Consider the following 24175-nt stretch of genomic DNA (forward strand, 5'->3'; position numbering starts at 1 on the left):
GGAGGGCATTGGTCAGCTTAGCACTGGGCGTGCCGCAGAGGCACTGAGGATATGCCCGTTAAGTGTTAGCACTTAACACGTTAGTGATCCGACCGGATAACGGGCACAGCCGCATTTTCTTACATTATGAGAACTGCACTAACGGATGTTTAACTGCAAGCCGAATTCCCACGTTTCGCACGCACTACAAGGAGACTTTGATGAACCCAACCACAGCCATGGCACCCGAGGACGTCGTCCGAGTGACCTCATTTACGCGGGGTGTCATTGGCCCCAGCCTGACCTTGCTGGGGCCTGTCAAGGATGGGGGGCGTATCGTGACCGGAACGCCGCCCGGATGCTGGGGCCCGATGATCACGCCGATCTTCCAGGGCGGCCATGAGGTCTCGCAACCTGTGGCTGTGGAAAATGCTGAAGTGGGCGATGCGGTAGCGCTGAAGATCGAGCGCTGCGCGGTCACGTCGCTTGCCACTTCGTCGGGTGTGATGGAATTCGTGGAAGGCCGTTACCTGGGCGACCCATTCGTTGCCAAGCGCTGCACCACGTGCGGCACTGAGAGCCCGCCAAGCCACGTGGAAGGCACAGGTGACGACGCCATTCGCTGCAACGTCTGCGGCGCGGAAGTGAATGCGTTCCGCTTTAGCCACGGCTACGTGATCGTGCTGGACAGCGAGAACCGCGTATCGCTCACCGTGGACAAGGATGCGGCGCAGCGCATCGCAGGCATGCCCGACCAACTGGCGCGGCTGCCTGAACTTTCCGAGCAGCACTCCATTCTCTCGCTCGCACGTTCGGATTTGAGCGGTCTGGCCGCGCACATGCAGCCTTTCCTTGGCAATATCGGCACCATTCCTTCGGTGGACATGCCCGACTCGCATAACGCCGGTGACTTTGGCTCGTTCCTGGTTGATGCGCCGCACGCCTTTGGCATGAGCCGCGAAACGCTTGAGGCCAATAAGACTGATGGCCACATGGACACCAACAGCGTGCGCGAAGGAGCCATTCTGATTTGTCCCGTGAAGGTGCCCGGCGCTGGTGTGTACATGGGTGATATGCACGCTCAGCAGGGCAATGGTGAGATCGCGGGTCACGCGACCGACGTGGCGGGCGAGGTAGAGCTGAATGTGCAGGTAATCAAGGGCCTGAAGATCGACGGCCCCATCCTGCTGCAACGCCCGGATGACCTGCCACCAATGGCTCGCCCGATGACCGCAGCACAGCGCGCACATGTGAAGGCACTGGGTGCGCGCTACGGTCAGCATCAGATCGAAGAGAACGCGCCGATCACGTTCATTGGATCGGCAGCCAACCTCAACGACGCCACCAAGAACGGCCTGCAGCGAGCTGCGGATGTTACGGGGCTGCCATACGACGAGATCCTGAATCGGGCAACGATTGCGGGCTCCATCGAAATCAGCCGTCTGCCTGGTGTAGTACGTGTCACGTTCTTGTGTCCCATGCCCATTCTGGAGCGTCTTGGCATTGCGCAATTGGCTCGCGCGCAATATGGACTCGATCACCAGGCCTGAGCCTGAAGAAGCATTACCAACCACCCCCCCCCTGGCCATTTGAGCCATTCCCATTTCTTGAAGAGGTATCGTCATGGAGACTAACAATTCAACCCTACGGTGGGCCAACAAGTTCCCTGATCTGGGCACCGACCCCATTCCGGTGGAGCCCTGCATCGCACCGGAATTCTATGACCGCGAAAAGGAGCGCGTGTTCGCACGGACTTGGCTGAAGGTCGGCCGTGTGGAAGAGATTTCCAACGTGGGCGACTACAAGGTCAAGAAGATTCACTTCGCCAAGACCTCGGTGATCCTCATCCACGGCAAGGACGGCGTGATACGCGGTTTTCACAATACCTGCTCGCACCGCGGAAACAAGGTGATCGTGGAGCACGGTGAAGAAACCTTTGGCCGTAACAAGGCCGCTGTTGTCACGTGCCGCTTTCACGGCTGGGTATATGACGCCAAAGGCGCGCTGGTACAGGTGCCCGAAGAAGAGCGCTTCCCACCGTGCTTCGAGAAGTCGCAGGGCAGTCTGACGCCTGTAAACACTGATGTCTGGGAAGGCTTCATCTTCATCAACCTGGCGGAAAAGCCAGATCGCTCGCTCAAGGAATATCTGGGCGGCATGGGTACGCACCTGGCTGGCTATCCGTTCGCCGAAATGAGCCAAGTGTTCAGTTACAACACCATGCTCGACTGTAACTGGAAGATCGCGCTGGACGCGTTCTCGGAGGCCTACCACGTCTCCACCATCCATGCGGGCTCGTTCCCCAACGTGTTCTCCAGCGGCTTGTCCGATGTGGAACTGTTCGGCGAACACCGCACGACCGGCATCTGCCTGTCACTGAACGCCAAGCCCACGCCAGTAGCAGGCATTGCCAATAGCATCACCGGCGCATCGCTGGTGTCGCAACGAGGCTCGTCGATGTTGCCCCCGGGTGTGAATCCAGGCCGCCAGAACGACTTCTCGTTCGAACTGAGCGTAGTGTTTCCCAGCATCCTGATCCACATCTCCGAAGGCATTTGGTTCACGCACCAGTTCTGGCCTGTTGCGCACAACAAGACGATGTGGGAGGGCAAGTACTACGTGAAACCCGCCAAGACCAACAGCGAGCGCTGGGCCACCGAGTTCGCTCAGGTGCTGCAGCGCAATGCGTGGTTGGAAGACACTGCGACGATGGAAGATACCCACGCGGCGCTCGAATCCGGTGCCAAGCAGCACATGTTCCTGCAGGATGAGGAAATCTTGCTGCGTCATGGCTACAAGGTGCTCAAACAGTACATCGAACAATGATGGAGACAATGGAAATGACTACACAGAATCTGCTTCCCGAAGGATTTGCGAGCCTGGAGCCACTGGTTGTCGCGTGGGCACTGCCTACGCAGAACGAGCGCCAGCGGCAACGCATCACCTCCACACGCTCACAGCTCAAGAGCTTCTACGACAGCATGCTGCCGCAACTGCCTGCTATTCTCAAGAAAGTGGACGAGTTCCCACTCGGTCAACTGCCGGAGAAGGAGGCCCGCCTGATGGCACTGGCACTGTCGCTCGCGGAGGTTGCACCACACATCGAACTGTATGGTGGTGACCCCAAGGTGCCATATGCGTTCGATGAGGCCCGCTTCGTGGCCGAGCACGGTGAGCTCGCTTACTGATCGCAGTCCTTGCGCGATCCGCTGCGCCATTGCGGAGCGGTGGATCACTCATCCGGAGACTTATTGATGGTCACCAGAACACTCAGTCAGCGCATCGCCCGCCTGGAGGCGATCACTGATATTCAGCAACTCGTGGGGCGTTATGCCCACGGCGCAGATCGCCACAACAATGCTGCCTTGATGGGGCCGTTGTTCAGCCACAAGGCTGAGTGGTCGGCCAGGGGCTTTGGTCGACATCAGGGTAGGGACGAAATCGCTGCAGAACTCGCACGCATCGGTCAGGAAGAGATCGTGTGGAGTATGCATTACATGACGGTCCCGATCATCGAGGTGGATGACGATCTGCGTAAGGCACGATGTCGCTGGCATCTGTGGGAACTCGCACAAATCAAGGATCCTTCCGACGGGAAAGCGCCCGCTGTTGCGCACTGGATCGGTGGCGAGTACGACAGCCAGGTCATCGTCGAAAAGGGGCGTTGGTGCTTCGAACGCGTTGAGCTCAACCTGCGACTGGTCCATCGCCACGATGCCGCGTGGTTGCCGCTTGGCTAAAGCAGCACACAAAGAGCAGACATAGACGCGCAGATCCGACCTGCGCATACCGCGAAATGACACTTGCCCGATATGCGCCGAAGGATGCGCAGGACATGCTGCACCCAAAAAACGATCTCACAAACGATCTGTACGAATTACAACCAAGGAGACAGAGAGATGAAAAACGCCAAATGGATTTTAATGATAGCCATTGGGGTGCCGTTAGCGGCGGCTGCGCAGAGCAACGTCACCATTTATGGCACGCTGGACGCGGGCATTACCTCCATCAGCAATCAGAATGGCTCGCGCAACACCATTTTTGCGACAGGCATGCAGATCCCGAATCTGCTCGGTTTCAAAGGCAGTGAGGATCTGGGCAGAGGCATAAAGGCCATCTTCAAGCTCGAGAGTCAGTTCGGTCTCGAGGAGGGCCAAATGATCGGCGGCACCGGCTTCACGCGCCAGACTTACGTGGGTTTGGCCAGTTCCGTGGGCACGCTCACCATGGGGTACCAGTATGAATTCATGTTCGAGTCACTGTCCGCCGCACGCCTTGCCGGATCGCTGCCTTACGTGAGTCTCTACAACCTGCAGCAGGGCCCATTCCAAGTACTCGGAACTCCTTATGGTGGGCTGGACTTCAACCGCGTTGCGGGCGCATTCCGCGTGCGCAACTCGGTCAAGTTCGTCACGAACGACTTCAACGGTTTCAACGCGGGCGTGCTGTACGGAATGGGCGAGAAGGTCGGATCGCTCGACACCAAGAGCACGGTCAGCGCAGCGATCAACTATGCACGCGGACCGTGGGGCGCAAACGCCGCATACACATATGCCAAGGATGCGTCCATCAATGATGGCAAGGACGGGATTCGCAACTGGGGTGTCGGTGGTCGCTACACGGCGCCTACGTGGCAGGTGGATGCGATCTACACCAACACTCGGAACACCTTCACCAACGCGCGCGTCGGTGTCTATCAGGTGGGGGCTGACTGGAAGATCACCCCCGCGACTATTCTGCGCGGCGACTATCAGCTCATGAAGGGCAATGCGCAGGTGGCGGACAACAAAGCACATCAGTTCGGTGTGACGCTGGATTACTGGTTCTCCAAGCGTACCGACATCTACACCAACGTGGTGTACCAGCGCACCAGCGGCAACGGCCAGACCCATGCCTGGATTGCCGGTCTGCCAGGTGCTTCCGACGGACGCAGCCAAACCGCATTGCGCATCGGTATGCGCCACTTCTTCTGATGGAAAAGGGGATTCATCATGCACAATGAAACGCAACTCAACTCCCGCACCGACGACCACGCGCTGGAAGCTGTGCCCGATAGCGAACGCCAGAACTGGCTCCAATTGTCTTGGAGCACAGCGGGCATCGTCACCACGCTGATCCAGTTGTTCGTCGGCGCGCTCGTGACATTCGTCGCGGGCATCAAGATCGGCATGTTAGCTGGCGTTTTCGTCGCCATAGTCGGCGCGCTGCTGGGCTGGGGAGCAGGACACATCGCGTACAAGACGGGGTTGGCCAGTACGGTGTTGTCGCGCGAACATGGCTTTGGCTACCGCGGATCGGCGTTGATGGCGCTGGTGTTCGGCTTCATGATCACTGGCTTCATCGCCTTGGAAAATGCGCTGCTATACAAGGGCTTTCTGTTCTATCTGAATCAGCCCGATACGGTGTCCATGCGCTTGCTGATCTATGGCATCTTGACGTTGGCATGGATTCTGCTCACGGCCTTCGGCTTCAAGCTGGTGGCGCGCGTATCGTCGATCACGCTGGTGGCCTTTCTCGCTGTGCTGGTGTACATGATGGTGGAAGTCATCACCTCTTCGGGGCAGAGTTGGGCATCCGTCACGCAGTTCGGCGCTCAGATGCCTGAAGAGATGCTGCGTGCAATGGGGGCGGATACTGACTTAGGCAAGTTCAGCTTTTGTGTGAACGTGATGATCGGTTCGGCGGGGGCGCTTGCATTGATCGATGCTGACCTGGGGCGCTATGCCAAGTCATCGCGCGACATCGCCATTGCTGCCGTCATCGGCAACGTGTTTATGGACATTGTGATGGTGGCGATTGGCGGCATCGTGATGTATGCGGGCATGGACCAGATCATCCAACACCATGTCAATATTGGGGGGCTGACCGAAGCCGCAGCACGTGCACTGGCTCTGCAAAGCCCTGATAGCGTGGCCGTGGCCTTCATCATCTTCGGTGGTGCGCTGGGTACCTTGCTGATGGTGTTTGCACAGTCGAAGGCGCAAGTGCTCAATACCTACAGCGCATCGTTGTCGCTCACCAATCTCGCCGACGTGCTGTTTAATTGGCGTCCCGGTCGTTTCACGTTCGTGATTCTCACCAATGTGTTTGCGTGCCTGATGCTGGTCGGGTCGATTCTGGATTGGTTCAACTCCTTCATCACTGTGTTGGGTGTGCTGACCACATGTTTCGCGGGAATCATCATTGCTGACTACCTGTTCGTCAAACCACGTCTAGGATATTCGGCGCCAGTGGGTGAAGATATCAACTGGGCAGGTGTGATCACTGTGGTGCTCGGGTTTGTGCTGGCGCACTATGTGTTGCAATCGTATGTGCCGATTGAGTTCTTTACTTCGCTTGTAACATCCTTTGTGCTCTATCCATTGCTCAGAATTTCCATGTTGCGCAAGATGAAAACCGCAGTCTGATTGCCTGATTGGCATGCGGGCCTCCACCTGAATCGACCAGGATTTCCGAGACAGTATTGAGCCTCATGGAGGGGTTTGCACCCTCAGGTGTGCGCCTATGCTGGGCACACAATTGAAAAACCCGGCCGCGTTTAAGGATCGGGTTTTTGTTTTTTTTCTGTGATGGTGATGCCAGCACTATGCCTATTGCCTGGGTTGTCGCTTTGGCCCCTGATTTCTTCAGTCCGCGCATCCACGACCAATGTTTTCAAGACTGCGCCGAGCTGCGCATACCTAGCCTTATCAACTCCGCCAAAGACGTGGCACCCAGCTTTTCGCGGATATGTGCACGGTGCACTTCCACGGTTTTGTAACTGATGTTCAGCCGAATAGCGATGACCTTGGAGGCGAGGCCTTCTACCAGCAGATCGAACACTTCGCGTTCGCGCGCTGAAAGCTGGCTGAGCAAGTCCGTGGTTTGGTCGTTGGCTCTGGCCTTGTAATACTCGTTCAGCCCCACTTTGATGGCACCTGCCACTTTGTCGAGCAGGTTCTGATCATTGAAGGGCTTCTCGATAAAGTCATACGCTCCGTCCTTCATGGCGCGCACGGTCATCGGAATGTCGCCGTGTGCGGTCAGGAAGATGATGGGCAAAGTGAAGCCCGATGTGCGCATGGTCTGCTGCAGCTCGAAACCGCCCATGTAGGGCATGCGCAGGTCCAGTAACATGCATCCTGGCTTCGTTGGATTGGCAGCGGCGAGGAACTCGCGACCGTTGGCGAATACCTCCACCTTATGACATACCGACTCCAGCAGCCAGCGCAGGGATTCGCGCACAGATTCATCGTCATCGACGACATAGACCCTAGGCTCGTGTTCGCGGTCGTTGCCAGTGTGGCAAGTTGGGTTCATGCAGCTGTCCTGATGGTTCTGTGTTGTTGGGTGAGCCATGTGAACACGTTCCCAGACCCGTGAGAGTGCTGTGCGCGGATTGGGATTGCCGAATTCATTGTGCTTCTTTCGTGGGGGCTGATCGTTCAGCGTTGTGCGAAAAATTCTAGTCTTGCTCGCGCTGCAACAACAATCGGGAAATTCCGGCCCCCCATGTTTTCTGAGTGCTGGAACCCCGTGGAATCGGCTCTGTACAAGGACAAACTGCGGGCGTACAGAATCCGAATAAGTGCTTTCATCTATCAGATTAGGTAGTCGATCGCATTTACCGCCTCGTCTTCCGCTCCTACGCTATACCCGTTCCATGCAGAGGACAGCCATCGTGACGAAAGTAGCAGTTATCGGTGGCGGATAGAGCGGCTTTCATCAGGCATTCTGACTGCTGGATAGAGGCTTTGACGTCACGCTGACATCTCTGGTTTGGGCAAGGACAACCAGATCGTCAATCGCCTGCGCGCTGAATTGGCGTGACGTGATTTAAAGTCAAGCGGGAGGGCGATGCAGCACTGCGACAAAACAAAATCACCCGCATTGTGCGGGTGTTGTCGTTTGGGAAGTGAGCAAACTGATTCAGTGTGGATCTCGCACAGCATGTGCTGCAAGTCAACGCGGTTGATGCCCAAGGTAAACCCAGCCATTGAGCGCAGCAAGTTCTTGCTATGGTGCACTCTATTATCAGCCAGGTGCTTGATTGTCATGGAAGATTGCGGCAGTGCACACCACTGGTGCAGGCAATTGCTGCGCATGCGGTTAGATGACTGGATGATTGCCGCAGCATTGGCTAGGCCATATTGCATGTGGGCAGTACTCGCTGGGAAGGAGGTAAGCTGAGGAGTCTATACTGTGCGCGCCGCAGTAGCGGATATGGGGCGGCGGCGCTGCCCTCATGCTGCAACGATCATTTCGCAGTTTTTAGATGCGTTTGGCTTTAGTAGATGATAAGTACTTGAAAATTTGTTGGTATTTTTGTTGGCATCTTTTTATAGCCTGGCATCAAGATCCTTTGTTTGTGAGGATTTGAGTGATTTTTCGATCCCCACCAGCCGGATCGAACAACTCCCTTCGCAGCCAGCAAACGACTAGGCATGGGCTTGCGCGCTGTATTGCGGCGGTGCAAGACGTGCTGATCAGGCGTATTTGAGGCGCCGAGTTTGTAGCCAACTTCTTTATTATTTTTTGAGGCAGATCAGATGACTACTCTTGATCCAACAACACCATCCCCTCTCAGCGCCGAAGCGCTCGCTGCTGCACGCCAACCCCAGCGCGTGCGCCATACCTTGCACATGCGCCGTGTGCAAGTCACGCAGGTCGAGCGTATTACCCCGCATTTGATTCGCATTGCTCTGGGCGGCGAGGCCTTGGCTGGATTTACCAGCCCCGGCTTTGATGACCATGCCAAGCTGATTTTTCCTGACCCCCAGACTGGCCAGTTGACGCTGCCGGTGGTGCGAGAGGACGGCAAAATCGATTGGGGTGATGCCGCGCAACGCCCGAATGCACGCGACTACACGCCGCGCCACTTTGATGCGCAGAGTCAGACTTTGACAATTGATTTTGCCTTGCACGAAGCAGGCCCGGCCACTGCCTGGGCTGAGCGCGCCAAGCCCGGTGATGAGCTGGGCGTGGGCGGGCCACGTGGCTCATTTCTGATACCGACCGAATATGACTGGCATTTGCTGGTGGGGGATGACACGGCATTGCCGGCCATTTGGCGCCGCTTGCAAGAGCTGCCAGCCAGTGCCACAGCGCTTGTCATTGCTGAGGTCGATTCGCCTGAAGACCGGGTTGAGCTGCCCAGTGCTGCGCAAGTGGAAATCGTTTGGGCATACCGCCAAAACGGCAGCGCCAATGCGCTGTTGGATGCACTGCGCGCCCAAACCTTCCCTGCTGGTGATTGTTATGCCTGGGTCGCTTGTGAGTCACTGGCAGCCAAGGCGGTTCGTGAGCATCTGGTTACTGAACGCCAGGCCAATCCGCGCTGGGTGCGTGCCTCGGGCTACTGGCGCAAAGGCTCGGCTGCGACGCACGAGACGCATGAGTGACCGCGTCTGCACGTAGGCTATCAGTGGCCCGAGTCAGCCGCTTGTGAATCGTCTTGATTGACCCAATGGCGCACTATGAGTCCCAGACCCAAGCCGATGGCAATGACCAGCCAGAACAGCACGGGCGAGGCCGCTTCCCAGCTTGAATGCAGGTTCATGCCCCAGGCCGCACCCAAGGCCATGATCGGGAAAGTGAGCGCGGCAATCGTGTTGAGTTTGCGCTGCGCGCGCGTGACCGCTTCAGTGGCGCGGGTTTGGTGCTCTGCGGCCTGCGCCAGCCGGTAGTCCAGCTCTAAGCGGGCATCGGCCAGCAATAGCTCGAAATTGCGCGCGAGTTCTACGACTTTGTCGCGCTGGTCGATCAGCCACAAATCGTCCTTGACCGCATCACGCCCGGCTTCAATGGCTTTTTGTAAGTTGGCAGCCGCGCGAGTGAGCGGAATGCAGTCGCCGATGATGGCAAACAAGGCCGCAGAGGTCTCGGCTTCGTCCAGCGCATCGCTGAGGCGGTCGTAGGCGCTCTGGTAGCGCGCGAGCAAATCGGCCATTGCTGCTTGCCCGCCTTTGCGGCCTTTATAGAGCCAGACACCACGGGGTTCATCGTCTGGCAGGCGCAAAAAGATCTCATGCTGGCGCGGTTGGCCGGTTTGGGGTGGTGCATGCAGGATCAGCAGCAATTGCTGGTCTTCAAAAATTGCACGCTGCGCACCGAAGCTGGCCGTGCCGATACGGCGCGTGATTGCTTCGGAAACAGGCCATTGATAACGTTCACGACTGGTCATGGCAATAGCTCGCAGAACAGGTTAGGGAGTGTGGCCAGCGCCACTTTTGAGATGATGAAATGGCTCTTGGTGCAGACTGTGAGCGCAAGAATTGTCGTTTCAATCATAAAACATGAATGGCTGCGTTTATTGCGCCTTTGTGGGGGGCCGAAGCACCAGCGGATGCATCTGGACATCATCTTGACAGGCCGACTCGTCGACATTGTTGACGAGGGCTTTGATGTGGCTGTGCGTGCCACCTCCAGCATGCCTGACTCCGATTGGGTCGCTCGCAAGCGCGCCAGGTGGATGGCAAACTAAACGCAAACCAAACGGCTTGCCGGCGCGGTTGAACGCTTCGCTCAAGCGAATCGAGTCTTGCGATGCAGCCAAGACCCACAGTGGGCTTTGGCCGCCTGGGTAGAGCGCGGTGTCAAAGTGGTTTGTGCATACTTTGGACAGCGCCGCGGTGTTGGGCAAGTCCTGTTGTACCGTAGCGCATTGCTAGAAACGCGGCGTGTATTTTCATATTAAGAAAATTACTCAAAGAGTGAGAAATCACACAGACCTGTGGCGCTGGTATAAACGACAATTGCCTCCGTTATGAAAAAGTGCTTGTCGCACTCATGAAGGAGTTTTTTTATGCGTAAAGTCTTGCTCGCAATTGCTTGTGTTGCCACTGTCATGGGCGCTGCAAACGCAGCCAATGCCGCTGAGCCATTAGCCGTTCAAAACAGCCAATCAACCACCCGCGCTGAGGTTCTGGCTGATTTGGAAATGTGGGACCGTGCAGGCATGAACCGTTACCCTAGCGAAGTTGGCTACACAGACGTCAAGCTCAATGCCGACTACCAAGCCAGTCTGAGCGAATACCACCGCCTGCGCAGCGGCCCTGAGTTCCAGCAGGCCGTGCAGAGGCTGCAGACAAAGCTGGGCAACCAGTAATGCAGGCGTGGCTTGGGCGCCCAACCCAAGCCAGAGTTTAAGCGCTTGTACTTATTGCTGCTGCAGCCGCTCTTTCAAGCCAGCTACATCCAGCAGTACCAGTGCATGTCGGCTGGAGCTGATCAGGCCTTGCTTGCGCAAGCGGGCCAATTCCCGGCTGACCTCTTCGCGCGATGCTGCAATGCGCGCGCCTAATTCCATATGCAATGGGGCAGGGCGGATCGTCGCTTGGTTGTTCACAATGCCGGCGCGTTCTGCAAGCTGCAGTAAACAGCTGTACAGGCGCCCTGAGATTTTCAAGGTGCCCAGCTCGATCAAGCGTTTGACCAAACGCTCGGTCACGCACTGCTGGGTTTGCAGCAGGCCTTCTCTGAATACGGTATCGTCACGAATGATCAGGGCAAGGTCTTCACGTGTGAGGCTGGCCAGCAAAGTAGGCTCCAGGGCCTGAACTTGCAAAGCTGCAGAGTCCGTATCCATGCGCGTGATCACACCAAAGTGCTCGCCCACGTCAAAGTCGGTCAAGATGATTTCACGGCCATTGGCTGACAGCGCTGATACCCGCAGCTTGCCGTGGCAAATGATAAAGAAGGTTTCGTCGGGACGGCCTTCTGCCATTTGTTCCGCCTCGAGTTTGTGCCACGTGCACAAGCGCGCGACTTCTGCCAGGCGGACATCGTCCATGCCATCAAACAGCTGACAGTTACGCAATCTCCGGATGGAGACATCCAATTGGCCATCTCTGGTCAAAAGCGTAGAGTGCATGATTGTGCATTAAAGGTTGACTGGGGGGTGACGCCATTCTATTTGAGCGGCTCAAACGGCTCCGTGCGCGGCAGGCAGAAGCCGTTGTGTCAGCCATGGTTTTGCTGTAACTGACTCAGTGAAGTGTTCCCTGATTTTTGGCGTGTTAAGTGGCTTGCTCTCGGGCTGTGAATTGCCTGCCGTGGACACATGCCGTCACACTTGCATTTGAGCATGACCGCTGTGTATCAAGCGCACTGCTTCCAATCTGCGCCAGCTCCAAAAAACTGCTCTCAGATAATGGCATACTCGCAGCCCTTTAGCCTCTTTGAACAGGCTCTCAGAGCCTATTCATAATCTCCACCCAGCCGCGTTGAAACCCAAAAGGATGCAATGCGCGGCAAAAACCGCAGTCGGGCTCTCTGCCCGGCGAGGCTTTTAAACAAAGCAGTGCGTCTTTTGGGCTTCAACCCCAAGGGCAAGGCACAAAAAAGCGCATTGCGGCGTTGCCTGTTGCAGCTCATACAGACGTATGAGCTGCAACAGGCGCCTTGCACTGCCTCTTTTTTGTGCCTTGCGCGGCTGCGCGGAGATTGAGAACAGGCTCTAAGGCTTCGGGGTTGGCAAGCAGTACATGGCATCAGGCAGTCGGAAAAATCGTTTGGTCACACGCAAGCGCAGCATGCTGCGACAAACCACAGGCTGGCTCGTAGGGGGCTTTTGGCGGGCTCTGGTGTTGTCGGTGCTGGTGTCATTTGTGGCTGTGAGTTGGGCGCTCAAGCTGCCATGGGTGGCCTCAGTTGAACAGCGCCTGGAGCCGCAGATAGCGCAACTCCGTGCGTATTGGCCTGCGGAACTGCCATTGGGCCAATGGCTGGATACTGTGCTGGCTGGCTACGAGGTCAGATCCGCAGGCACAAGTGGTGTGCCCGCACCAGCACCAGCACCCGCTGCGACAGCGGACTTTGCGCAATGCCGCCATTTTTTCCCAGACGGCGTGCCTCCAGTTGTGCATCGCGTCAAAGCAGTCAGCTATGCCTTGTGCTTTGATGCTTTTGCCATTCTTTATAACGCCGACACCAAAACCCCCGTGTATGTGGTGGAGCGGCTCAATCGCAACAGCTTGACGGCGGCCAAGGCAATCAGCCGCAGCGACCGCTTCTACCCAGAGGCGCGGCTGCCCAGCAGTGCGCGTGCCTTGCTCGAAGACTACCGCGGCTCGGGCTTTTCGCGTGGCCATATGGCGCCAGCTGCTGACATGCCCAGTAATGCGGCGATGGCGCAAAGCTTTAGTCTGGCCAATATGGTGCCGCAAAACCAAAGCCATAACAGTGGCCCATGGAGCAAGATCGAGCAAGACACCCGCCAATACGTGATGCGTGCCAGGGGCGATGTATTTGTGTTCACCGGCCCAGCATATGAGGCCAACCGGGTGGCACGCATTGGCCCTTCAGGCGTGGCTGTGCCCAGCCATTTGTTCAAGTTGGTTTATGACGCCAATACCCAGCGCTCATGGGCGCATTGGCAGCAGAACGCAGCCGGTGAACAATCAATGCGGCCCATTTCCTACCGCGAACTGTCACAGCGCATGCAGATTGATTTTTTGCCCAATCGCTAAGGAATGGCTCTGCAACAACCATGTTGCTCGGGCAGCAATTGGCATTGTGTGTAGTGCCACTCATGTGTTGCAGAGTCTTGTTTTTCTGAGAATAAATGTTAAATATTATTTATTAGCAGCCATTATTAGGGTTAATGCGGATTTGGCTGCATGGCCGTTGGAAGGGTTTGTTGCCTAGAATGGTGGCTTTTAAAATTGATTTAAATATGAGGTCGCTGAAATCCCATTGGGATAGATTTTGTATTTTAAATGTTAATTAATCATTAATTAATATTTTTTAACTTGTACCGATGTTTGGTCTTGAAGCCAAACGCAGTGCTTGAGTTGCCGCACACGAAGATAGGCTTGTTTTTCAGGGCAAGGAACTATTCGCACGCTACCTGCGTTGCAATGGTGCATAGGGCTAAAAGCCTGTTCATCACTTCCATGCAGCCGCGTTGAAGTGCCAAAAGGCAAGGCACAAAAAGCGCACTACTGGATTGCCTGTTGCAGCTTATACAGACGTATGGGCTGCAACAGGCGTCTTGTACTGCTGCTTTTCGTGCCTTGCGCGTTTGCGGGTGATTGTGAACAGTCTCTTGAAGGCTTGCGGCCTTTTAAAAATTTAATTCAATTTGATTTATTCGTAATTGCTGCACAGCAGGCCACGGCACTGCGTGCAGTGCATGCCCAGCCTGATGGCTTGGCATGATTAATAGGAGTGCGCGGTGTTAACCTTGATAGGTGTGTTGATTATTGTGGTGATTGTGGCATTGCTGATGGCTGGGAAAACCAGTCCCATCATTGCAATGGCGGTTGTTCCATTACTGGGCGCATTATTGGCAGGATTCAGCCTGGCAGAAATATCCCAATTTTTTGAGGCCGGACTGACCCGGGTCGCCAAAGTGGCGGCGATGTTTTTGTTTGCCATTTTGTTTTTCAGTATTTTGAAGGAGCTCCATGTCTTTGATCCGATGATCCAGGGCATGGTCACCATGACACGGGGCAATGTCGTGGTGGTGGCAATGATGACAACGCTCATTGCAGCAGCCGTGCATTTGGATGGTTCAGGGGCAACCACATTTTTGATTCTCATTCCCGCATTGCTGCCGCTTTACAAGCGTTTGGGCATGAGCCCGTATTTGCTGCTGCTGCTGATGGCTGGCAGCATGGGGGTGATGAATATGGTGCCCTGGGGAGGGCCGTTGGGGCGTGCTGCTGCCGTGACAGGCATTGATGCTTCGGTGTTGTGGCAAAGCCTGATTCCGGTTCAGATCTTTGGGGTCGCTTGTATGGTCGCTGTTGCGGCGGTGTTCGGGCTGCGTGAAAAGCGCCGCATTGCGGCAGCCCAATTGGCTGGCACTACGCCTTTTGAGCAAGACTGCATGTTGCCAGAGGTGCAAGAACAAGAGCGCCAGGCGCAGCAAGCCAGGCCCAAACACTTTTTTTATAACATCGCCGTCGTCATTGTGACTGTGGCCTGTTTGGCCATGGGGTGGCTGTCGGCACCTTACGTGTTTATGCTGGCGCTGTCGCTGACCTTGATTGTGAATTTCCCCAAACCCAAGGACCAGATGGCGGTCATTGGCCGCCACGCCCCACAGGCGTTGAGCATGGTGGCGATCATTTTTGCTGCGGGCGCTTTTTTAGGCGTCTTGTCCGAGTCCGGCATGCTGCAGTCGATTGCGCTGGACTTGATCACCGTCTTGCCTGCTGCATGGATTGGCAGTGTGCACATTGTGGTGGGGATGTTGGGCGTGCCACTGGACATTTTTACCAGCACCGATGCGTACTACTTTGCACTGTTGCCCGTGATTATGGAGGTGACGGCAACTGCCGGTGTCTCGCCTGAGGCTGTGGTGTATGCCATGGCTATTGGCAATAATGCGGGCACCTTTATCAGCCCCTTCTCGCCTGCGACTTGGCTGGCGATGGGGCTGGCGGGCATCGATATGGGCAAGCACCTGCGTTATTCGTTTGGTTGGATTTGGCTTTTTAGCTTTGCCTTGCTCGGTTGTGGTTATGTGCTGGGCCTGTTTTGATTAGCGCCTTGTGCTAATTGGCTGTGCGCAATGGCTTAAGCACCTGTTGGCGGCAAAACCGCCACAGGCCCATTGCGCCCGCCAACCGTGTTTGTTGTCGCATCAGGCATGTAGAACACAAGAAAAAAAAGTCCTGGCTGCCCGCAGCAGTTGGCTGTGGGTCTTTTACCGTTACCGTGGCCAGGCAAATCGCTTGGCTTTTTGCCATCGTAAAACCAGGCGCGGGGCGCGGGCACAGAGCCTGCACGACATGGCGGGCTTGCTCAGTCTGCGCACCCGCATGCGCTGAACAGCCATAGCTGTATCACGCTCGACGGGCCGTGCGGCCTCCATCACGTGGCTTCCTGGAGCGCAGCTGGCCTCGGTCGCGCCGCCGATGATCAATGTGACGGCAACTTTTCCAGGCGCTATCTCGCAAACCACGTCGGAGTCGGTGCTGCATTTGATGGAGCGCGAAATCGGCAGCGGCGTGCGAGGGGTTCTTGGTGCTGGTGTTTTGAGTTGCCGTGTTCAACCTGCTCAACACGCGCTCAGAACAAGCCGGTTCCGCGTCGAATGATCTTGGGCCGATGCACCATCTCAACGCGGCTGCGTAAAGATCGTAAAGAGGCTCTACGCCACTATGGTTGCGGCCATGCCCTCAAACCGGGCGGCGGCATTGAGCACTGCCAGCACCGCGGCTGTGATGGCATTGGCGTCTTGGCCCGCACCAAATTTCGAGCCCGCCACACCGGGCCAGACCACCTCGACAATCGCCAGTGCCTCATTGTCTGCACCTGTGCCCAGGCTGCGCTCTTCAAAGCTGTCGATGCGCAGCGGCAAGCCCAGCGCGTTGACGCAGGCGGCAATCGGGCCATTGCCCACACCTTGGCGCTGTACAGCCTGGCCTTGCGCATCGCGCCACTGCAGCACAATCCCCTGGCCTTGTGCCGCATCAAACAAACGGTAGCCGGTGAACTGCAGCGGCTGGCCCTGGCGGTGTGCCTGCAGGTACGTGGCCTCAAACAGGCTCCAGATCTGTGCGCTGCTCAACTCGGTTTCGCTGGCATCGGCCAGCGCCTGCACGATCGCGCTGAACTCGATTTGCATACGCCTTGGCATCACAATGCCCCGGTCTTGCTGCAGCAAAAACGCAATGCCGCCTTTGCCTGACTGGCTGTTGACGCGCACGATGCTGTCGTAGGTGCGGCCCAGGTCCTTGGGATCAATCGGCAAATACGGCACGCGCCAAGGCGCGCCGTCTTGCTGCGCGGCAAAGCCTTTGGCAATCGCATCCTGGTGCGAGCCTGAGAAGGCTGTGAACACCAGGTCGCCCACATACGGGTGGCGTGGGTGGATCGGCAAGGCCGTGCATGCCTCGGCAATGCGGGCAATGCCCGCGATGTCCGAGAAGTCCAGACCCGGCGCAATGCCTTGGGTGTAGAGGTTCAAGGCCAGAGTCACCACATCCAGATTGCCGCTGCGCTCGCCGTTGCCAAACAAACAGCCCTCGACCCGCTGTGCGCCAGCGAGCATCGCTTGTTCGGCGCAGGCCACGCCAGTGCCGCGGTCGTTGTGCGGGTGCACCGACAGCACGATGTGTTCACGCCGATGCAGGCGCGCATCCATCCACTCGATCTGGTCGGCAAACACATTGGCGGTGCTGACCTCTACGGTGGTGGGCAGGTTGATCACCATCGCGCGCTCAGGTCCTGCATCCCAGGCAGCGATGGCCGCGTTGCAGACGGCCAGCGAGACTTCCAGCTCGGCCATACAAAAAGTCTCGGGTGAGTACTGCAACACCCATTCGGTTTCGGGATGCAGTTCGCACTGGCTTTTGAGGAAGCGCACATGGTGCTCGACCATCGCGATAATCTCGGGCACGTCTTTTTGAAACACGATCTGCCTAAACGCAGGCGCAATCGCGTTGTACAAATGCACGATCACGCGCCGCGCGCCAGCTGCGCTTTGCACCGTGGTGGCAATCAAGTCCTCGCGCAATTGGGTGATGACCATTGGTGTGACATCGGGCGGGATCAGGCTGCCATCGATCAGGTGGCGCACGATGTCGTAGTCGGTCTGCGAGGCTGACGGAAAGCCCACTTCAATCTCCTTGAAGCCGATGCGCACCAGCTCGTCAAACAGGCGCAGCTTGCGCTCGCGATTCATCGGCTCGAACAAGGCCTGGTTGCCGTCGCGCAAATCGGTGGAGAGCCAAATCGGCGCTTGTGTTAACCGGCGCGATGGCCATTGGCGCTGGGGCAAGTCGACGACAGGGTAGGCAGGGTATTTGGTAGCTGGGTGAGTCAACATGGAAACCTCGGAGATGATGAACACGTTCATGAAATCTCTGGTTTCCCTGCTCCGGGCAGTGGGCTAGTGCAGTCGGGGTCTGGGGAAACCAGAGTGGAACAGATCGCACACGCATGCGAACGGACCCCGACGAATGGTCAGAGTGCATAGGCATAGCGCAAGCTGGTGCGAGAAGTTCATGGTCAAGGTCTCAAAAAGGCAATACAGGCACTTTAAGCGGATGGTGCATGGTTGATCTTTCTAAAATATCCCATTGGTTTTATCTTTTTGGACATTGATCATGGGTTTTGCATCTCCAGCGCATGGCGGCAATGCGCTGCCCTTGGAGCAGGCACAGTGCTCGGCATTGCCGGTCACTGGCGTGCTGGAGCACTATCCGCAAGGTTTTGTCGTGCCCAGGCACGCCCATGCCCGAGGCCACCTGATTTACACCTCCACCGGGGTCTTGCTGGTGCAGGCGGATTCGGGCCAGTGGCTGGTGCCACCCACCACGGCCGTGTGGCTGCGCCCCGGTGTGCCGCACCAACTGCAGGCGGTGACGGCTGTCAGCGCGCATGGCCTGCTGATTGATGAGGCGCTGTGCCAGCCATTGCCTGCTGCCGATTGCGTTGTGCATGTCTCGCCCCTGGTGCGCGAGCTGATTGCTGAGCTGGTGCAACTGCCGCACCAGGGACAGTCGCAAGCGCGTGAGCGCTTATTGGGGCTGTTGCTGGTGGAGGAGGTCGCAAGCGCAGCCCCTTTGCCGCTGTACTTGCCTTGGCCCGAGGAGCCGCTGCTGCGCGAGATCTGTGCGGCCTTGATGCAAGAGCCTGCGCAATCGTGGAGTGCCGAGCAACTGGCCGGCCATTACGCACTGACGGCCAAGACCCTGCAGCGCCGGTTTGTCAAAAGTACCGGCCTGACGCTGGGCAAATGGCGCCAAAGCATGCGCTTGATGCGCTCCATCCAATCGCTGCTGCAGGGCAGGTCGATGACACACGCCGCGTTTGAGAGCGGCTACGACAGCCTCAGCGCCTATTCGGTCGCGTTTAAAAAACAATTTGGCTATCCACCATCGCAGTTTGACAAGTCTTTAAAAAACAAGCTTGATGTGGCAGATCCCATGTCGCTGCGCCAGCCACTGTAAACAGTGTTGCGTTGGAGCAGTGGCAGGGTGGCCGTTTGCAATGGCTCTCACCATGCCCGCTTTGGCGGGCCATCCAACCACTGTGCTGCGGCCCGCGTTGGCCGCATGCGCAACCAGCGTGTTTAGCCGATGCGTCGTGTCGCCATGGCCTGCACCTGGCGCTTGGCGAGGGCCAGCTCAAACAGCTGCATGTAGCGCGGCGCAATTTTGGAGATGTGAAACGCCTCGCCAGTGCGGCGTGCAGCAGCACTGTAGCGTGCGCGCCGTGTTGGGTCCGCCTGCAACTGGCGAATCGCAGCCAGCCAGGCTTCGTCCGAATCGGGCGCCAGCATGCCATTGACATCGTGCTCAATCAGCTCGGGCACAAAGCCCCAGTTTGCGCCAATGATGCAGCCGCCACGCGCCAGAATCTCCATCAGACCCCAGTTGGCCACGCCCCAGCGCAGCGGGTAGAGAAACACATCAATGGAGCCCAGCATGGCCGAGAACTCTTCGTAGGGTAGCTTGCCATACAGCTCAATGGCTTTGGCCGCACGCGGGTAGATGCTGAACAAGTAGTCCAGAAAGCTCTTGATGGCCGGGTTGCGCAGCCGCTCGACCCATTGCTGTTCGTAGCCATAGGTCGATGCCTGCGGATCGCCAATCGCGACAAAGCGCATCGCCTGACCGTCGCCGTCTTGCACCAGCTTGTCTACCAGCCGCACAAAAGTCTCCAGTCCTTTGGCGCTGGAGAGGTCACGCGCGGCAAAGCCCACGGTAAAGCGGGTATCGACTCGATCGGCAGGTCTGGGCTGGGGCTGGATGTCAAAGCCTTCAAACTGCACGGCAATATGGGGCTTGAGGCTGTCAGGAAACAGGCTGCGAGCGTGTTGGCTGGGCACAATCGTCAAGTCACTGTTGAGCACCTGGTGAAAGTGCAGCATTTCCATATTGCGGTCGCCCATGCGCTGGGCCAGATCGGGCGGGTAGGCCGCATCCCAGCCGTGTGCCTTGTAACTGGGAAATTCGATATAGCTGACGATGGCGGCATTGGTCTCGCCGTATAAGAAATGCGGCGCACCCCATAGCGAGTGGGCAACGATCAGATCAATCGGCTGTTTTTTCTCAAACTCCTGGATGGCTTTGAGCACGCCACGGCCAATGCGCGCTGAGCGTTCGAGCTTGTCGGTGTAGTAGTAGCTTTGCGCCGCAACAATATTGCCATCGGGCTGAAAGCCCAGCAGGTTGCGGTAGGTGTCTGCGTATTTTTGTGCATGGCCGGGCGTGGTCAAATACCAGCTGTTGGCCAGGCCGGTCTCGTTCAAGTGCTGGCACAGCAGGCTGTGCTGTGCGGGGCACACGGCGCTGACGAAAACAATAGTTGGCTTTTTATTCACGGTGTTGTTCTGGTAGGTGTCTTGCCCTTCGGGGTGAAGCCCAAAGCGCGCACTGCTGTGTTGAAAAGCCTCGCCGGGCAGCCAGCGCGACTGTGGTTTTTGCCGCGCATGGCATCCTTTTATGTTTCAACGCGGCAGCATGGAGATGATGAACAGGCTCTTAAAGCTGCGCTGGAAAGTCCAGCGGTTGGCGCTCAGTCATGGGGACTTCTGGCTCACCATCGGTGATTTGGTATTTGCGCATCTTCTCCCACAGCACTTTGCGGCTGATACCCAAGTAGGCGGCCGTGTGCTGGCGCTTCCAGTCATTGAGATCCAGTGCGGCGATGATGCGGTTGCGCTCGTCTTGGTCCCAGTTGCGCCGATCGGCCAGCACAGGCTGCTCTATCGGAGCCGAAGGGTGCGTTGCCAGGTTTTGCGCCTGGTCCAGAATGCGTTGCACCGCGCCATGGCCTTCCCATTGGCCCAGCTGGCGCACGGTCACGCCAATGCGCTCGGCCAGATTGCGCAGCTCGCGCACATTGCCAGGGAAATACATTTGCGCGACCGCATCCAGGATGAAAAAGGGCGTGTCGCCCAGTTGCGCCAGTAGCTCGTCGCCAATGACTTGCTGCAGGATGCTTTGGAAAATGGCCAGCTTGTCGGCTTCGCCGCGCTCTTCCAGACTGGGAATATTCAGCTCAATCACCGCCAGTCGGAAAAACAAGTCGGCCCTGAATTGCCCAGCTTGCACCAATTGCCGCAGTGATTTGTTGGTGGCAGCTACCAGGCGGAAGTCCAGGCGCACCGCGGCAGCGGAACCCAGGCGGCAGATGGTGCGCTCTTCCAGCACGCGCAGCAGCTTGACCTGCTGGTAGAGCGGCAAATCAGCGATTTCATCCAAAAACAAGGTACCGCCGTTGGCTTGCTCAAAAAAACCTTTGTGCGCAGCGACTGCACCGGTGAACGAGCCCTTGGCGTGGCCAAAGAACAGCGATTCAAACAAACCATCTGGAATCGCGCCGCAGTTCACCACAATAAACGGGCCGCGCCCGTAATGGCTGTTGCGTTCGTGCAGGCGCTCGGCAATGCGTTCCTTGCCCACTCCCGTCTCGCCCATGATCAGCACACTGTGCTCGCAGTCGGCAAAGGTCTCTACGTCGCTGAGCAGGCTTTTCATGCACTCGGCATGCGCGATGATGTCGCCCGAGCGCTGCACCGGCGTCTGGTTGCTGTGCAGTCTTTGCAAAATGCGCACCAGCATCGCCCGCAGCTCCGCGCCGGTGAAGTCAAATGGCAGCACATGCGAGTACTCCATTGCATAGCTGCCGGGGCTGGTATCACGCTGCTTGGCACTGACCCAGAGCACTGGCATGCCAAATTTGCCTTCAATCCCCTGACGGGTAAAGCGCGCGCCTTCCAGCACCGTGACACTGATTATGGCAATCGCATTGCCGAATTCACCCGTCTCGGCTGACAGGTTCAAGCCATCGGCCCGAATCACATCCACGCCCAGGTTCATCACGCAGCGGTCGATCCGGTCGGCGATGTCTGCTTGTCCTTCCCAGACAAATATGACCAGTTCGTCAAGATTCATTGGGGGCTTTCTCTTTCTGTCTCATCGTTGCATGCATATGAATGCATATGGAGGATTTAATAAACAATTTCAGCCACATCGCATTGAATACCTAAGGCCTCTACATCTGAACGCCCCAGCTCAATGCCTAGCACATGCTCTAGCGTCAATGAAACAAGCTGACCTACGCCATTCAGGATTGGTTTTAGCAGACTTAAGACAGGTTTAAGCAGCATGCATAAAGCGCCATTGCACTGAACCGTATCAGTTTTTGGATTCATAATCTGATTAACGATGTTATTCAGCGTTGAGGAGTCCATGCCAACTTGGTTTTTGTGCTGGCGCAAAAGCTCCTTCAAATTATGTTTTATACAGTTGTTTCTGTTGATTAGTGAGGACAAGAGGCCTGCGCAACTTTGAAAGTTATTGCCAAGTGTTGGAATGCCTACAACATCCAATAGGCTGTAAGGCGTGTTTGAGTACGCATTGAATGCCTCACTGAATGTGCCTTGTGTCCACAAATTAGGTGGGCAAACAAATAAAACACAGGTAGTAGGGATGGCATGCTCAAAAGAAAAGTTACTCACGAGAGGATCAATTCTGATGGTCTCGCCTGCGCTCACAATGGTGGCCCCATTGAGCATCAGGTTTGTAATTCCCGCTACATTGTAGAAACCTGCATTTGTTTTTACGATGGAGGAAAGTTCAGGCATGCTTAGGTAGGTTTCAATTAATTGGTCAATAACGACGCTGTTGTCAAAGCTACCTTCAAAATTGGGGGTAGGCTCAGGCTTTCGAAATAAACCGCTTAAAAGATTAAGAAGCTCGATCACCAGATTTTCGGTGGTGTTTCCAAGTTGGATTTTGTTGGCGCGGCTGGAGCGAATATCCCCAACTTTCATTTCTAAACCTGAATCCATATCCGTGTATTGCAAACCTGGAACATGGAGCTTTCCTGCAAGTACAGGTGCGTGAAACAGCTTGATCAGTTGCACTTGCCCAAGACCTACTTCACAGCCATGGCGTTCAGACATGGCACTGCTGGCGGGAATATCGCCGACACAGGCATTCAGAATGCGTGAGTCGATTGATAGGTCTATGGTGGGGGGCATTGCTTTGCATTGAATGGCCTCCAACTCTGCTTGAGCTGTTGTGACATCAAGGGCAATAGGTAAATAGACGCGCGTGCCAAGCAGCCCTTCAATGAGAAAATTGACCACACCTCCTAGCAAGGAACGCGTATCTATATCAAGCAATACCCGTATTTGAGCACTGTAAGCGGTTGTGCCAACTGGCCCCACTGCAATTGTTGGAGGTTCAACAATACTGGCCTTGGCTTTGATTAATCCGCCAACATCGAGCCCAGGCACAGACAATGCATTGCGCCCTGAGCCAATTGCAATAGCAGTTTTAAGCAGCTCTCCCAAACCAATCTCCACATCCATTGCGTTGCCCAGCGGATCATCGCGGCCTGTGGCCAAAAAGGCAAATAAGCCGCCCGAATTGGTATTGCTGCCCAGTGGAATTTCCACATGGCCAAGCCCTAAATTGACGAGGCGTGCGCGCATCGCATTGAGGCTAACAGCCAGCGTCGAGTCGGTCACGGCACTGATCGAGGCGTCGATGATATTGAGCAAGCTGATATTGCGAATATTGGCCACACCATCAGGAGTGAGCAGACCCAGATCGCTGATGCCTAAATCGACACCCAGCAAGTTCAGCAGTCCTGCTGGTGTGATTTTGGCGCTGGCCAGGCCATCGCTGTCGAGCAGCCTGAGGTCATCGACGTTGAGCCCGACCAAACCCAAAATACTGCCCAACGGGGCATCTGGGTTAAACCGCAGCAGCTGCGCGCCGACTGAGAAAGCCGCGACCGGCTCGCCATTTTTGGCTGCAATGGCGTGTGCCTCAATCTCACGGTTGCCGGTAAAGGGCAGCAATTGAAGGGTTTGTCCGCGCAATGTCACTTGTACCGCATTGAGCGGGTTGGCCACGCGCGTGCCGTAGTTGCTGTTAAAGCGCTGCGCATCGGTTTTGCTTGCGTCCCAGTGGCCGCAGTCAAAATGGTTGTCGGTCGCCTCCAGCCCCACGCGCAATTGCTGTGTGACACTCAATTGCCCAGCCGTTTGTCCTGATGAGCAGGTCGAGGGAAGGCCGTAAGTCAGTGCATTGACGGCCTCAATGGCGGCAATGTCAGCCACGCGCTGTAAATCGCGTTTGGCGTAGTACATATAGCCAATTTGCACTGTGCCCAAAATACTGATGAGCACAAAGGCCAGCAAGGCAAACTGGACCAGGATGGCGCCGCGCTGCGCTGGTGGCATGGCGCGCGGCTGTGGATAGGCTGGAGTGGCTTGGGGCAGGGCGAGCGATGACAC

Annotated in this window: 18 protein-coding genes; 11 read left to right on the forward strand and 7 right to left on the reverse strand. The window is 56.6% G+C overall.

Going from position 1 to position 24175, the window contains the following annotated elements; genetic code table 11:
* Nucleotides 1–200 precede the first annotated feature (200 nt).
* From E8K88_RS06090 to E8K88_RS06115, 6 genes are all read left to right on the forward strand, one after another.
* On the forward strand, nt 201–1529 hold the full coding sequence (locus tag E8K88_RS06090) for an acetamidase/formamidase family protein (protein WP_136405770.1): 1329 nt from the start codon (nt 201–203) through the stop codon (nt 1527–1529).
* 73 nt (nt 1530–1602) lie between these two features.
* The gene (locus tag E8K88_RS06095) at nt 1603–2805 is read left to right on the forward strand and encodes an aromatic ring-hydroxylating oxygenase subunit alpha (protein ID WP_136405771.1); all 1203 of its coding nucleotides are present in this window, start codon (nt 1603–1605) and stop codon (nt 2803–2805) included.
* Between the two features lie 14 nt (nt 2806–2819).
* Nucleotides 2820–3167 (forward strand): hypothetical protein, encoded by a 348-nt coding sequence (locus E8K88_RS06100; protein ID WP_136405772.1) that lies wholly within the window; start codon nt 2820–2822, stop codon nt 3165–3167.
* A 66-nt stretch (nt 3168–3233) separates the two neighbouring features.
* On the forward strand, nt 3234–3719 hold the full coding sequence (locus E8K88_RS06105) for a nuclear transport factor 2 family protein (protein ID WP_136405773.1): 486 nt from the start codon (nt 3234–3236) through the stop codon (nt 3717–3719).
* Between the two features lie 159 nt (nt 3720–3878).
* Nucleotides 3879–4952 carry a porin gene (locus E8K88_RS06110; protein WP_240754360.1) on the forward strand — a complete coding sequence of 358 codons (1074 nt, stop codon included), beginning with the start codon at nt 3879–3881 and terminating at the stop codon, nt 4950–4952.
* 18 nt (nt 4953–4970) lie between these two features.
* Nucleotides 4971–6386: a purine-cytosine permease family protein gene (locus tag E8K88_RS06115; protein ID WP_136405774.1), complete on the forward strand. Its 1416-nt coding sequence runs from the start codon at nt 4971–4973 to the stop codon at nt 6384–6386.
* Nucleotides 6387–6633: 247 nt separating this feature from the next.
* Here E8K88_RS06115 and E8K88_RS06120 read toward each other — a convergent pair whose 3' ends face one another.
* Entirely contained in the window at nt 6634–7278 is a 645-nt protein-coding gene (locus E8K88_RS06120; RefSeq protein WP_136405775.1) for a response regulator transcription factor, read from the reverse strand.
* Nucleotides 7279–8507: 1229 nt separating this feature from the next.
* Between E8K88_RS06120 and E8K88_RS06130 the strand changes: the two genes are divergently transcribed.
* Entirely contained in the window at nt 8508–9359 is an 852-nt protein-coding gene (locus E8K88_RS06130) for a siderophore-interacting protein (RefSeq protein WP_136405776.1), read from the forward strand.
* A gap of 20 nt (nt 9360–9379) precedes the next feature.
* Here the strand turns inward: E8K88_RS06130 and E8K88_RS06135 are convergent, their stop codons facing one another.
* Nucleotides 9380–10141: a hypothetical protein gene (locus E8K88_RS06135; RefSeq protein WP_136405777.1), complete on the reverse strand. Its 762-nt coding sequence runs from the start codon at nt 10139–10141 to the stop codon at nt 9380–9382.
* A 621-nt stretch (nt 10142–10762) separates the two neighbouring features.
* On the opposite strand from E8K88_RS06135, the gene E8K88_RS06145 reads away from it, so the two are divergent.
* Entirely contained in the window at nt 10763–11065 is a 303-nt protein-coding gene (locus tag E8K88_RS06145) for a DUF4148 domain-containing protein (RefSeq protein WP_136405778.1), read from the forward strand.
* A gap of 51 nt (nt 11066–11116) precedes the next feature.
* Here E8K88_RS06145 and E8K88_RS06150 read toward each other — a convergent pair whose 3' ends face one another.
* A complete protein-coding gene (locus tag E8K88_RS06150; RefSeq protein ID WP_136405779.1) occupies nt 11117–11830 on the reverse strand; it encodes a Crp/Fnr family transcriptional regulator in 714 nt (237 codons plus the stop codon).
* Between the two features lie 661 nt (nt 11831–12491).
* Between E8K88_RS06150 and E8K88_RS06155 the strand changes: the two genes are divergently transcribed.
* Both E8K88_RS06155 and E8K88_RS06160 read left to right on the forward strand, forming a co-directional pair.
* On the forward strand, nt 12492–13427 hold the full coding sequence (locus E8K88_RS06155; RefSeq protein WP_136405780.1) for a DNA/RNA non-specific endonuclease: 936 nt from the start codon (nt 12492–12494) through the stop codon (nt 13425–13427).
* A 707-nt stretch (nt 13428–14134) separates the two neighbouring features.
* On the forward strand, nt 14135–15448 hold the full coding sequence (locus E8K88_RS06160) for a CitMHS family transporter (RefSeq protein ID WP_136405781.1): 1314 nt from the start codon (nt 14135–14137) through the stop codon (nt 15446–15448).
* 612 nt (nt 15449–16060) lie between these two features.
* On the opposite strand, the gene E8K88_RS06165 is transcribed toward E8K88_RS06160, so the two are convergent.
* Nucleotides 16061–17740: a 2-isopropylmalate synthase gene (locus E8K88_RS06165; protein ID WP_136405860.1), complete on the reverse strand. Its 1680-nt coding sequence runs from the start codon at nt 17738–17740 to the stop codon at nt 16061–16063.
* Nucleotides 17741–18020: 280 nt separating this feature from the next.
* On the opposite strand from E8K88_RS06165, the gene E8K88_RS06170 reads away from it, so the two are divergent.
* Nucleotides 18021–18866, forward strand: a complete 846-nt coding sequence (locus E8K88_RS06170; protein ID WP_136405782.1) for an AraC family transcriptional regulator — start codon at nt 18021–18023, stop codon at nt 18864–18866.
* A gap of 122 nt (nt 18867–18988) precedes the next feature.
* On the opposite strand, the gene E8K88_RS06175 is transcribed toward E8K88_RS06170, so the two are convergent.
* The 3 genes from E8K88_RS06175 to E8K88_RS06185 form a co-directional block, all read right to left on the reverse strand.
* On the reverse strand, nt 18989–20242 hold the full coding sequence (locus E8K88_RS06175) for a glycosyltransferase (protein ID WP_136405783.1): 1254 nt from the start codon (nt 20240–20242) through the stop codon (nt 18989–18991).
* Nucleotides 20243–20402: 160 nt separating this feature from the next.
* Nucleotides 20403–21818, reverse strand: a complete 1416-nt coding sequence (locus tag E8K88_RS06180; RefSeq protein WP_136405784.1) for a sigma 54-interacting transcriptional regulator — start codon at nt 21816–21818, stop codon at nt 20403–20405.
* 56 nt (nt 21819–21874) lie between these two features.
* A complete protein-coding gene (locus E8K88_RS06185; RefSeq protein ID WP_136405861.1) occupies nt 21875–24121 on the reverse strand; it encodes a TadE/TadG family type IV pilus assembly protein in 2247 nt (748 codons plus the stop codon).
* Nucleotides 24122–24175: the final 54 nt, after the last annotated feature.

This window comes from Lampropedia aestuarii, assembly GCF_004803635.1.
In the GTDB taxonomy this organism is placed as follows: domain Bacteria; phylum Pseudomonadota; class Gammaproteobacteria; order Burkholderiales; family Burkholderiaceae_C; genus Lampropedia; species Lampropedia aestuarii.

Excerpts from the sequence above, each read along its gene's own strand:
- E8K88_RS06090 (WP_136405770.1), top strand. The coding sequence starts at position 201 with ATGAACCCAACCACAGCCATGGCACCCGAGGACGTCGTCCGAGTGACC.
- E8K88_RS06095 (WP_136405771.1), top strand. The coding sequence starts at position 1,603 with ATGGAGACTAACAATTCAACCCTACGGTGGGCCAACAAGTTCCCTGAT.
- E8K88_RS06100 (WP_136405772.1), top strand. The coding sequence starts at position 2,820 with ATGACTACACAGAATCTGCTTCCCGAAGGATTTGCGAGCCTGGAGCCA.
- E8K88_RS06105 (WP_136405773.1), top strand. The coding sequence starts at position 3,234 with ATGGTCACCAGAACACTCAGTCAGCGCATCGCCCGCCTGGAGGCGATC.
- E8K88_RS06110 (WP_240754360.1), top strand. The coding sequence starts at position 3,879 with ATGAAAAACGCCAAATGGATTTTAATGATAGCCATTGGGGTGCCGTTA.
- E8K88_RS06115 (WP_136405774.1), top strand. The coding sequence starts at position 4,971 with ATGCACAATGAAACGCAACTCAACTCCCGCACCGACGACCACGCGCTG.
- E8K88_RS06120 (WP_136405775.1), bottom strand. The coding sequence starts at position 7,278 with ATGAACCCAACTTGCCACACTGGCAACGACCGCGAACACGAGCCTAGG.
- E8K88_RS06130 (WP_136405776.1), top strand. The coding sequence starts at position 8,508 with ATGACTACTCTTGATCCAACAACACCATCCCCTCTCAGCGCCGAAGCG.
- E8K88_RS06135 (WP_136405777.1), bottom strand. The coding sequence starts at position 10,141 with ATGACCAGTCGTGAACGTTATCAATGGCCTGTTTCCGAAGCAATCACG.
- E8K88_RS06145 (WP_136405778.1), top strand. The coding sequence starts at position 10,763 with ATGCGTAAAGTCTTGCTCGCAATTGCTTGTGTTGCCACTGTCATGGGC.
- E8K88_RS06150 (WP_136405779.1), bottom strand. The coding sequence starts at position 11,830 with ATGCACTCTACGCTTTTGACCAGAGATGGCCAATTGGATGTCTCCATC.
- E8K88_RS06155 (WP_136405780.1), top strand. The coding sequence starts at position 12,492 with ATGCTGCGACAAACCACAGGCTGGCTCGTAGGGGGCTTTTGGCGGGCT.
- E8K88_RS06165 (WP_136405860.1), bottom strand. The coding sequence starts at position 17,740 with ATGTTGACTCACCCAGCTACCAAATACCCTGCCTACCCTGTCGTCGAC.
- E8K88_RS06170 (WP_136405782.1), top strand. The coding sequence starts at position 18,021 with ATGGGTTTTGCATCTCCAGCGCATGGCGGCAATGCGCTGCCCTTGGAG.
- E8K88_RS06180 (WP_136405784.1), bottom strand. The coding sequence starts at position 21,818 with ATGAATCTTGACGAACTGGTCATATTTGTCTGGGAAGGACAAGCAGAC.
- E8K88_RS06185 (WP_136405861.1), bottom strand. The coding sequence starts at position 24,121 with ATGCCACCAGCGCAGCGCGGCGCCATCCTGGTCCAGTTTGCCTTGCTG.